This is a genomic window from Microbacterium aurantiacum (assembly GCF_002872075.1).
GTDB classification, from domain to species: Bacteria; Actinomycetota; Actinomycetes; order Actinomycetales; family Microbacteriaceae; genus Microbacterium; species Microbacterium aurantiacum_A.
On the sequence record NZ_PGGU01000029.1, the window covers coordinates 192,048 to 202,823 of the forward strand.

General features: G+C 65.6%; 7 protein-coding genes. 6 read left to right on the forward strand and 1 reads right to left on the reverse strand.

The features are described from left to right. Positions 1–46 precede the first annotated feature (46 nt). Together CUR96_RS17925 and CUR96_RS17930 are read left to right on the forward strand one after the other, a co-directional pair. The gene (locus CUR96_RS17925) at positions 47–2,872 is read left to right on the forward strand and encodes an alpha-L-rhamnosidase (protein WP_146008180.1); all 2,826 of its coding nucleotides are present in this window, start codon (positions 47–49) and stop codon (positions 2,870–2,872) included. Between the two features lie 191 nt (positions 2,873–3,063). Further along, positions 3,064–4,329, forward strand: coding sequence for a multidrug effflux MFS transporter (locus CUR96_RS17930; RefSeq protein ID WP_180969098.1), 1,266 nt, complete (start codon positions 3,064–3,066; stop codon positions 4,327–4,329). A 42-nt stretch (positions 4,330–4,371) separates the two neighbouring features. Here the strand turns inward: CUR96_RS17930 and CUR96_RS17935 are convergent, their stop codons facing one another. Next, positions 4,372–5,391 carry a LacI family DNA-binding transcriptional regulator gene (locus CUR96_RS17935; protein ID WP_102194688.1) on the reverse strand — a complete coding sequence of 340 codons (1,020 nt, stop codon included), beginning with the start codon at positions 5,389–5,391 and terminating at the stop codon, positions 4,372–4,374. A gap of 343 nt (positions 5,392–5,734) precedes the next feature. On the opposite strand from CUR96_RS17935, the gene CUR96_RS17940 reads away from it, so the two are divergent. Genes CUR96_RS17940 through CUR96_RS17955 form a run of 4 tightly spaced genes read left to right on the forward strand, consistent with a single transcriptional unit; the run spans position 5,735 to position 10,707 of the window. Next, positions 5,735–7,123 carry an ABC transporter substrate-binding protein gene (locus tag CUR96_RS17940; RefSeq protein ID WP_219722019.1) on the forward strand — a complete coding sequence of 463 codons (1,389 nt, stop codon included), beginning with the start codon at positions 5,735–5,737 and terminating at the stop codon, positions 7,121–7,123. Between the two features lie 20 nt (positions 7,124–7,143). Further along, positions 7,144–8,085: an ABC transporter permease gene (locus tag CUR96_RS17945; protein ID WP_102194689.1), complete on the forward strand. Its 942-nt coding sequence runs from the start codon at positions 7,144–7,146 to the stop codon at positions 8,083–8,085. Further along, the gene (locus CUR96_RS17950; protein WP_102194690.1) at positions 8,082–9,878 is read left to right on the forward strand and encodes a dipeptide/oligopeptide/nickel ABC transporter permease/ATP-binding protein; all 1,797 of its coding nucleotides are present in this window, start codon (positions 8,082–8,084) and stop codon (positions 9,876–9,878) included. The genes CUR96_RS17945 and CUR96_RS17950 overlap by 4 nt, the downstream gene beginning before the upstream one ends. Then, on the forward strand, positions 9,871–10,707 hold the full coding sequence (locus CUR96_RS17955; RefSeq protein WP_102194691.1) for an ATP-binding cassette domain-containing protein: 837 nt from the start codon (positions 9,871–9,873) through the stop codon (positions 10,705–10,707). The genes CUR96_RS17950 and CUR96_RS17955 overlap by 8 nt, the downstream gene beginning before the upstream one ends. Positions 10,708–10,776: the final 69 nt, after the last annotated feature.

Sequence of the window (10,776 nt, forward strand, 5' to 3'; positions counted from 1 at the left end):
CCCATCGTGGTAGCCACGAGCTGCCCCCGGAACCCGAAGGAATCGCGTGCCAAACGGAAACGGCTGTCACCATCTCACCGTTGAATACGCGGTCGCCCCCCACGACGTTGCGACGCCGAGGCCGCGCTTCTCCTGGATGACGGACGAACCGACCTTGGACCACGAGATCGAGGTTCGCGACCAGAACTTCACGCGCGCGTGGCAAGCCGTCGTGAGAGGCACGGAGACGAATCTCCTCGAGTATGCAGGCGACGATCTCTTGTCCGATAGTAGGTATCACTGGCGCGTTCGACCGCTCTCGGCAGAACCCGCCGGTCGTCCGTGGGCGGAGTCGGTCTTCGAAACTTCACTGCTGTACGTGAGCGACTGGGCGGCCGACTGGGTGGAACCTGTGCAGGACGACGCCGTCGTCGAACGGTGGAGCCTGCAGGACTGGGTGCGGGGCACCAAACCTGACGTCGGCGTTGCGGACCGGCTCAAGCCCCCCAAGTTGCTGCGTCAGCGATTCGAGGTGCGCAACGGCCTCGTCTCCGCGCGCCTGCATGCGACCGCGCACGGGGTCTATTCGGCGTGGCTGAACGGCGCTGTTGTCGGAGACGAAGTGCTCGCACCCGGATTCGACAGCTATGCGCATCGGGTGAGTGCCCAGCGGTACGACGTCACCGCGCAATTGGCCACCGGCGCGAACGTGCTCGCCTGGGCGCTCGCAGATGGCTGGTGGGCAGGACGGATCGGCTTGACAGGTTCAAGCGCTCAGTTCGGGCGACGGCTCGCGGCGATCTGGCAGCTCCACCTCACCTACGCCGACGGTTCCACCGAGGTGGTTTCATCGGGTGCCGATGTGCGCTGCTCGACCGGGCCGTGGGCATACGCCGATCTCTTCGTCGGCGAGTTCTTCGATCGGCGCGCGGAACAGTCCGGATGGACAGGACCCACCTTTGATGACGGTGCCTGGGAACCGGTTACGACCTTCCAAGACGGGCGGGAGCGAATCGTCCCGTTCGCCGGGGAGCCGATCCGCCGTGTCGCCACCCTCTTGCCAGTCTCCATAGCGCTCACGCGCGACGGTCAGGTCGTCGACTTCGGGCAGGTGATCGCCGGTCGAGTCCGGCTGAAACTGCGGGACACAGCGCCCGGCCAGCGGGTGACGATCGAGCACACGGAGACTCTGGACGCGAACGGCGAGTGGTTCGTCAACATTGTCGGGGTCAACAAAGAGCAGACAGATGTCTTCATCGCCGCAGGGGGGAGCGACGAATGGGAACCCGAGTTCACTTTTCACGGCTTTCGCTACGCGCGCGTCGTGGGCGTGGCCGAGCCGTTGACGGTCGACGATCTCGTAGCTGTGGTTCTCTCGACGGACCTGCCGCAGACCGGGTCGCTCCGAACGTCGGACTCACGCCTCAACCGCCTCCACGACAACGTCGTGTGGAGTCAGCGGGCGAACTTCCTGAGTGTGCCCACCGATTGCCCCCAGCGCGAGCGAGCAGGCTGGACGGGCGACATCCAGGTGTTCGCACCCGCTTCGACCAACAATGCGATGGTCGCGCCCTTTCTTTCGCGGTGGCTGGAGAACCTTCGTGCCGACCAACTGGAGGACGGTCGCATCCCCATCATCTCGCCGCGCTCGCGTTTCGACGACGAGAATGCAGCTTCAACCGCGGGTGGTCTGGGCGCGATTGTTGCGGCCGCAGGCTGGAGCGACGCGATCGCCATCGTGCCGTGGGTGCTGTACGAGCGCTACGGCGATGTGCGCGTCCTCGAGAGGAATTTCGACGCCGTGCTCCGGTGGGTCGAGTATCAACGACATGCCGCTGAAAGCGCGATCCCAGAGCGCCTTGGCGGGTCACTTGGAGCCGAGCAACGGCGCCGCCATGCGCTGATGTACAACACTGGCGACCACTTCGGCGACTGGCTCACGCCGTCGACTCTCGAAGGCAAGTCCCTGCATGAGGGGATCGGCATCGCGCCGGCGATGACGAGCGAATACATCGCGCCCATGTTCCAAGCTCAGACGCTGACCCTCGCGGCGCGCATGGCAGACGTGTTGGACGAAGCGGCGACCGCGGAGAGCCTTCGCGAGCACGCGGCGGCGGTGCGCGCGGCGTTCGCGGCCGAATACATCGACGAACACGGTCGACTACCCGTTACCCTGCAAGGTCCTCACGTCCTCGCTCTGGCGTTCGACATGGTGCCGGCCCGGTTGCTGCCCGCGATGATCGCGTTTCTCGTCGACCTTATCCATGTCCGCGGCGATCGGCTCGACACCGGCTTTCTAGCCGTCCCGCATATTCTCGATGTGCTCTGGGAGAACGGCCATCCGGACCTCGCACGCCGGCTTCTGTGGCAACCCGAGGCGCCGTCCTGGCTGTACGCGGTCGATCGTGGAGCCACCACGATCTGGGAGAGCTGGGATGCCATCGCCCCCGACGGCACACCCCGCGCCGTCTCCCTCAACCACTACGCGTTCGGCTGCGTCGACGACTTCCTTTTCCGGCGAGTCGCCGGCATCCAACCGACCGCACCCGGGTTCCGCACGGTCGTCATCGAGCCCGACCTCTCGATGGGGCTCGAGTCGCTCGCCGCTCATGTCACCGCCCCAGCGGGAAGAATCGCTGTCGAGTGGGAGCAGTCCGCCGGGGGCTACACGGTCATGGTGGACGTGCCCCTCGGCATTTCGGCGACCCTGCGGCTCGGCAAACGAGACATACCCCTCGCGGCTGGCAGATCGTCGCACTCAGTGCCCGCGCAAGACGCTGGAAGGGCGTGGGAAAGAACGCAGACAGATCGGACACCGCAAAGGTCACCGTCGAAAGTTCGAGAACCGCGCAATGACGCGGCAAGTCCACCCCTGCGCGCCGCTGAGAATTGATCGGATGTAGGTTCAAGTCCCACCGTAGGTCGCTGGTGAGATCGCCTCCTTGGCGGCGGAGCTACGTTTTGCGCAAACGATTCACAGTTTCCGCCGCGGTCCCCTTGGATAGAAGGACACATTCCACTCACTCACGCGTTGGGCGCCACGCGCGATCCCCTCGGTGATGCTTCGTCATCATGGAGATCCGAATGCCCAAAATCGCTGTCGCGCGCCGCGAGCACACATCGACCGCGTCGATTCTCACCGTCGTCGCCGGCCGAGCATTGCACCCGGTCGCGTTCATCATGGTCCTGGGTGGCCTCACCGCGCTGGGCCCGTTCACGATGGACCTCTACCTCCCGGCGTTTCCGCTGATCGAGACCGACCTGGACACTACGGCGACGATGGTTCAGCTCACGCTCACCGCGACCGCCATCGGCCTGGGCCTGGGTCAGCTCGTCGTCGGCCCGTGGAGCGACTCGATCGGCCGGAAGGTTCCCGTAGCTTCGGCGACGGGGCTACACGTCGCGTCGAGTCTCGTGATCGCACTCGCTCCGAGCATCGAGATCGTCGCGTTCGCGCGGTTCGGCCAAGGCTTCGGCGCCGCCGCCGGCTCGGTGGTCGCCGCGGCGATGATCCGGGATCTGTTCGGCGGGAAGCGGCTCGTGCGGATGGCCGCACGCATCGCCCTGATCAGCGGCCTCGCGCCGATCGTGGCACCGATCATCGGGTCTCAGCTTCTTCTCATCACGGACTGGCGTGGCGTGTTCTGGCTGCTGGCGGCCTTCGGCGCGATGATCCTCGCGGCCGTCGTGATTCTGCTGCCCGAGACTTTGCCGCGCACGGTGCGCGGAAGCTCGCAGCGCCGATGGACCGACCGCGTCGCGGTACTGGTGCGCGACCGGGTCTACGTCGGTTCTGTGATCGTCGGGGCAATGATCTTCGCGGCGATCGTGAGCTACCTGTCCGCGTCGCCGTTCATCTTTCAGGACGGCTATGGCTTTTCCGAGCAGGCGTTCGGGCTCATCTTCGCTGTGAACGCCATCGGGCTGCTCGTGGCGACGCAGGTCTCCGCACGGCTCATGCGACGGTACCGGCCGGCCAGTCTGCTGTGCGGGGCTCTTCCCGCCATGGTGCTGAGCGGGGTGGCTTTCGTCGCGGTCGGCCTTCTGGACGCTGGATGGTGGTGGGCGGTCGCGGCGTCGTCGCTCCTGGTCGCGCTTCACGGCTTCTCCGGCCCGTGCCTGAACGTCCTCGTCCTCGCGCGCCATCAGCAGCAGAGCGGCACTGCCGTTGCGCTCGGCGGTTTCGTGAACTCCGTGGTGGGCGGCATACTTTCGCTCATGCCCGCGTTCCTCGGCGGCGTGAGCGTCATTTCCTTGGGTGTGGTCGTAGTGGGCAGCGCCGCTCTTGGGCTGGTCGCACTGCTGTTCGTCGTCCGTCCCTCATCGGTGCCGGAGCTGACGGCCGACTGACGGCCGGCTTGCCGGGCCCTCTTCGTCCGCTGTCTGGCCGAGTCAGCGCGCCGTTCGGGTCGACGAGCGGACGATCAACTCAGTCGCCAGCTCAACACGCTCATACGGCGGAGCATCGTGGTACCGCAGCTCACGTACGAGTTCCACGGCGCGCGCAGCCATGGCCGTCAGCGGTTGGCTGACGGATGACAGGGGCGGGGACGCCGCCGCCGCGCGGGCCTCGTTGTTGAATCCCACAACGCCGATCTCGTCGGGGATCTTCCGCCCGAGCATGAACGCGACACGATACACCGCGAGTGCCATCTCGTCGTTGCAGGCGAAGACCCCAACGGGCGAGGTGTCCGTCGCAAACGGCCGAACCAACGCTTCCGTCAGAGGCGCTTGACTCCATTCCGAGTTCACGCGAGTCACCGTAGCGTCCGGCCGGTGCTCTGCGAGTGCCGCACGGAAGCCCTCTTCGCGCGCTCGACCAAAGCGGTATGGTGGCACGCCCGTCACCACAGCGAAGCGTTCGTATGCGCGCGACAGATGAACGCCGGCGTCGTAGCCGCCCTGCCAGTCCGTCGTGCCGACACTCGGGAGCGCGCCACCCGGGTCCGATCGAGGGTCCAGCAGCACCACGGGGATTCTCAGCCCTTGCAATTCAGCAAGTTGGCGCGCCGTAGGTGTGATGATCCCGATGATCACCCCCGACGGGCGGCGGGTAGCGACGCGCGTGGGCCAGTCAGCGGTGGGATCGGGTCGCTCCAGCGTGAGCACCAGATCGAAGCCGGCCGCGAAGGCCGCTTCTCGCGCCCCACGCGTCATGGCATCGGTCCACGCGTCGTCGAAGCTACCCAGCACGAACTCGATGAGCCGCGGGTCCAGCGTCGTGGGACGGCCCCGACCACCGCCCGCTCGCTCATACCCCAGGCGTTCCGCGGCGGCGACCACCCGCGCCCGGGTCTCCCGTGACAGATCCCCTCGGCCCGCAAGCGCGCGCGAGGCGGATGCGATAGAAACGCCCGCGGCTTCCGCGACGTCGCGGAGCGTGGCAGGCTCGTTGGCAGGCGTCGTCGACATCGCTTCTCCTTTATTGCGCAATCAGTTTATGGCTCGATCAGGCCCATTCCAAAGGCTTCGCTCGGTTTCGACCGCTGAGAATTGCGCAAAAAACGTTCGGATGATTGTCGCTATGGGGTGGCTGACATAGTCTCCTCCAGCAGACACCACCACCGCGTCGGTGACGGGTCGCGTCGGTTCCCTCCGACTAAGAGAATCCAACAAAGGAGTTGTTATGCAACGCATGCGAAACTTCGCTGCGCTTCCGCTCGCCGTGGTTGCAACAGCACTCGCATTAACCGCCTGTGCCCCGGCCAGTGGGAGTGGGCAGGCAGCTGGGGAGAAGGACACGCTCACCCTCGGCATGACTGCCGATCTGCCGGGCTTGAGCCCGTTCATCCAGCCGTCCTATCAGGGCTGGTTCGCTGATGCGGCATGGGACGCCCTGCTGATCTGCGACGAATTCGGCAAGCCGTCGGCCCAGCTGGCCACTGAATGGGAATACAACGAGGACCAGAGCGCGGCTACCCTCACGCTTCGCGAGGGAGTCAAGTTCTCCGACGGCAGCGACTTCGATGCTGAAGACGTCGTGGCCACTTTGGCCGCCGTCGGCGAGGTGAACGCCCGATTCGCGGATCTCGAATTCGACGTCGTCGATCCGTACAACCTGACGGTCACCTTCCCGCAGCCGATCCCGACCCTCGACCTCATCATGTGCGAGGCGAACATCACCTCTTCGGAGGCGATCGAGGCCGACAAGCTCGACAGCGAGGTCCTGGGTTCGGGGCCGTACATCTACGACGCGGCCGCCAGCACGCAGGGCTCTTCATACACGTTGACGAAGAACCCCGACTACTGGGATTCCGACACGTACCCGTACGGCGAGCTCGTGCTCAAGGTCTTCACCGACAGCACCGCCGGCCTCAACGCATTGAAGACCGGGCAGATCGACGGCATTCTAGGCGACGCATCGACTGTCGAGGAGGCGGAGGGTTCCGACATGGAAGCCGTCACCCTGCGCGGCGTCACAACGCGTCTGCTGATCACCGACCACAACGGCGAGAAGATTCCGGCGCTGGGTGACGTGCGGGTGCGTCAGGCGATGAACATGGTGTTCGACCGCGACGCGATCTCGGAGGAGCTCTACCGCGGATTCGCAGACCCGGCGTACCAGATCTTCCGCGTGGGCAGCGATGCCTATCTCGAGGACCTGACCGAGGACCCGTATCCCTACGATGTAGAAGCTGCACAGGCGCTCATGGCCGAGGCCGGATTCCAAGACGGCTTCACCCTGCAGATCCCGTTCTTCGAAGGACAGGGCCACGACCTGCTTTTCCCATACGTGACCGAACAGCTCGGGCTGCTGAACATCACCGTCGAGCAGGTCAACCTGACCGGCCCCGACGCCATCACCCAACTCCTCAGCGGAGAGTTCCCGGTGCCCCTGTGGCAGCTGGGTAACTACGGCGAGTCACTCCAGGACATCAAGGACTACATCCTGGACGACGGCATCTGGAATGTCTCACACCAGCCGGACGAGACCATCGACGGCCTGTGGCAGACCATCCTCGCCTCGAGCGGTGACGAGCGCGTCGCCGCCCAGCAGGAGATCAACCAGTACGTGATCGACCAGGCATGGTTCGTGCCGATGGCGTACCCGGACGGCTTCTACCTGTACAACCCGGACATCTCGGTCCCCACCATGTCCGACTTCTCCGCGCTGCACCCGCTTCTGCGCGACTTCCAGAAGTAATAGCCGATCGGGCCCCAGCAATGCTACGTACAACTGTCCTCCTGCTCCTCCGAGCCCTGGCGGTGCTGCTCTTGGTGACCTTCATCACCTTCTGCATCACCTACAGCGACGGCATCGGAATCGCGCGAACCGTTCTCGGTCTGAACGCGAGCGACGAGCAGGTCGCGGCAAAGGTGACAGAGCTGGGGCTCGATCAGCCCCTCATCGTGCAATACCTCGATTGGCTCTCCGGACTCGTCCGGGGCGATCTCGGCGCATCGTTCCTGACAGGCCAGCAGGTGACGGCCGCTCTGTCCACCCGCGTCCCGGTCACCCTGTCGCTGATCATTCTGACGATGATCCTCACAACGATCATCAGCGTCGTGCTCGGCGTCACGTCCGCCCTCTACGGGGGGTGGCTGGACCGCCTCCTGCAGTTCATCTCCGTCCTCGGCGCTGCGGTTCCGGGATACATCCTGGCGATCGGCCTCATCTTCGCCTTCGCGATCGCGATACCCCTGTACCCCGCCACGGGCTACATACCGATCACCGACGGACCACAAGGTTGGCTGTGGTCACTCACACTTCCGGTGACAGCCCTCCTGATCGGTGCGATCGCGAACGCCGCCGCTCAGTTCCGCGGATCTGTTCTCGACGCTCTGTCACAGGACTACGTGCGAACTCTCCGCTCCCGCGGCATCCCCGAGTCGAAGCTGCTTTTCCGTCACGTGCTGCGCAACGCCGGAGGCCCCGGCCTGGTCGTCCTCAGCCTCACCACCCTCGGCCTGTTCGGCGGCGCACTCTTCATCGAGGCGATCTTCGCGCTCCCCGGAGTCGGCCAGCTGTCGGTGTCCGCCGCGCTCGCCGGCGACGTGCCCATGGTGATGGGCACCGTCATCGTCGTCACGATCCTCGTCTTGGTGGTCAACCTCCTGGCCGACATCCTCGGCAGCCTGCTCAACCCGAAGGCGAGGATCCGATGACCATCGACCAGCACCAGATCGATTCCGAGTTGCAAGGGACCGCCGCCCTCTCCAAGAAGCGCGTGCGGAAACCAACGTTCCGCACCCTGCTGAAGAACCCGTTCGCCCTGTTCGGCATCATCTTCCTCACTATCGTCTTCACCGCGGGCATCCTGGCGCCCTGGATGGCCGCCTACTCCCCGAACGCCACCGACCTCGCATCGACCAATGCGCCGCCGTTCAGCGACGGACACCTGCTCGGCGCGGACGCATCGGGGCGCGACATCCTCTCCCGGCTCATCTGGGGAACACAGCAGACGATCATCGCGTGCGTCCTGGTTCTCGGCGTGTCGCTCCTCTTCGGCATGACCTTCGGTCTGCTCGCCGGGTTCTACCGCGGCCGTCTGGAAGCCGTGGCGAACTTTGTGTCGGACGTGACCATGTCGCTCCCCGGAATCCTCACGATCGTCGCTGTCTTCACCATCACCGGACCGAACATCCCGCTGTCGATGACCGTCTTCGGTTTCATGGTCGCGCCCTCGATGTACCGGCTCGTTCGATCCGTCGTCGTCTCCGTGCGCTCGGAACTGTACGTCGACGCAGCGAAGGTCGTCGGGCTGTCGGACACGAGAATCGTAGGACGCCATGTGCTCTCGGCGGTGCGTGCGCCGGTCATCGTGCAGAGTGCGTTCGTTTTGGCCACCGCCGTCGCCATCGTCGGCGGCGTCGACCTCATCGGGCTCGGCAACCCTTCCCAGGCCTCGTGGGGTCGCGTACTTCAGGACGCGTTTAACAACATCTACACGAACCCGGCGAGCCTCATCTGGCCGGCATCACTGATCAGCCTTACCATCCTCTCGTTCGTCTTGGTGGGAAATGCGCTCCGCGACACGCTTCAAGCGTCCAACCGCAGCGCCGCTCTCAAACCGGCGCGGCGCAAAGCGATGTCGCGCGCCGCTCAGGATGAACGCGTCGCCGGCGTCAACGACCTCACACCCGCCCAGGACATCATCCTCTCCGTCCGAGGCCTGCGCATCGGGTACCCCAGCTCGGCCGCCGACGTGCGGGAAGTCGTGCACGGTGTCGACCTGGACGTGCGCCGCGGGGAGATTCACGGGCTCGTGGGAGAATCCGGCTCTGGCAAGTCCCAGATCGCGTTCTCCACGCTCGGCCTGCTCCCCCGCGAAGCTGTGATCATCGGCGGCAGCGTCTTCTTCGAGGGCCGCGACCTCCTTGCCGACCCGGCGCGGATGCGCAAAGTCCGGGGAAGCAGAATCGCCTACATCCCCCAAGAGCCGATGTCGAACCTCGACCCGTCATTCACCGTCGGTGCGCAGCTGATATACGGACTGCGCGAAGCAACCGGAGTCTCGAAGAAGGGCGCACGCGCCCAGCTCACCGCACTCCTCAAGCGTGTCGGCATCGAAGATCCGGAACGTGTGATGCGGCTCTACCCGCACGAGATCTCGGGCGGCATGGCGCAACGCGTGCTGATCTGCGGCGCTGTCGCCTCGGGACCGGAGCTCATCGTCGCCGACGAGCCGACCACAGCCCTGGATGTCACAGTGCAAGCGGAGGTTCTCGAGCTCATGCGCGAGCTGAGCATCGAGCGTGGCCTCGCCATGATCATCGTGACCCACAACCTCGGTGTCGTCGCCGATCTCTGCCACACCGTGAGCGTCATGAACGACGGGACGATCGTCGAGAGCAACGACGTCGACACCCTCTTCGCCTCACCCGAGAACGAATACACCCGCGACCTGCTGACCAGTTCCCGGTCGGTCGAACTACTGGAGGCGATCGGCGATGAGTGAGCAGCTGCTCGAAATCAAGAACCTCGTCGTACGCTACGGCGGACGCCGGGGCGGCAAGACCGTCATCCAAGATGTCTCCCTCGGACTTCGGGCCGGCGAGACGGTGAGCCTCGTGGGCGAGTCGGGGTCGGGCAAGACGACCATCGGACGAGCCATTCTGGGCCTCGCGCCAGTGACCGGCGGCACCATCGCCTTCCGTGGGCAGGAGATCAGCGGGATCTCGCGGGCGCAGCGTCGTCAGGTCGCGCGCGACATCCAAGTCATCTTCCAGGACCCCTATTCGTCCCTCAACCCGTCGATGACGGTGGAAAGCATCCTCGTCGAACCCCTTCGAGCAGCGGGTGCGACCGAGGGACGTGCTCGCGTGCGCGAGCTGCTGGATGCCGTCGGCCTCCCCGCCGACGCGGGTTCGCGCTATCCCCGGGAGTTCTCCGGCGGCCAACGGCAGCGGATCGCTATCGCGCGTGCGCTCGCGCTCGACCCCGCGGTCATCGTCTGTGACGAGCCCACCAGCGCGCTCGACGTCACGACGCAAGCCCGTGTTCTCGCGCTTCTAGCGGATCTGCAGAAGGACACCGGCGTCGCATACCTCTTCATCAGCCACGACCTCGGTGTCGTCCACGCGATCAGCGACCGCATCGCCGTCCTGAAGGGCGGCAGCATCGTCGAGATCGGCGACGCACACCAAGTCGCAACGGCACCCACCCACCCCTACACACGCCGACTGCAGATGTCCGCGCCGATCGCCGACCCACCGCGTCAGCGTGCGCGCAGGGCAGCGCGCCTGCGGGCGCTGGCCGCCGAGGCCGCGACCAGCCCGAGCGCGTGACACCCCCTCGCCCGACTCAGCCGCCGGGTCCTCCCATGACGCGACCCTCTCGCCCCACAGCCGTGCGCT

Bases quoted from the DNA above. Each gene is read 5' to 3' on its own strand.
- CUR96_RS17945 (WP_102194689.1), top strand. From the start codon at position 7,144: ATGCTACGTACAACTGTCCTCCTGCTCCTCCGAGCCCTGGCGGTGCTG.
- CUR96_RS17940 (WP_219722019.1), top strand. From the start codon at position 5,735: ATGACTGCCGATCTGCCGGGCTTGAGCCCGTTCATCCAGCCGTCCTAT.
- CUR96_RS17930 (WP_180969098.1), top strand. From the start codon at position 3,064: ATGCCCAAAATCGCTGTCGCGCGCCGCGAGCACACATCGACCGCGTCG.
- CUR96_RS17955 (WP_102194691.1), top strand. From the start codon at position 9,871: ATGAGTGAGCAGCTGCTCGAAATCAAGAACCTCGTCGTACGCTACGGC.
- CUR96_RS17935 (WP_102194688.1), bottom strand. From the start codon at position 5,391: ATGTCGACGACGCCTGCCAACGAGCCTGCCACGCTCCGCGACGTCGCG.
- CUR96_RS17950 (WP_102194690.1), top strand. From the start codon at position 8,082: ATGACCATCGACCAGCACCAGATCGATTCCGAGTTGCAAGGGACCGCC.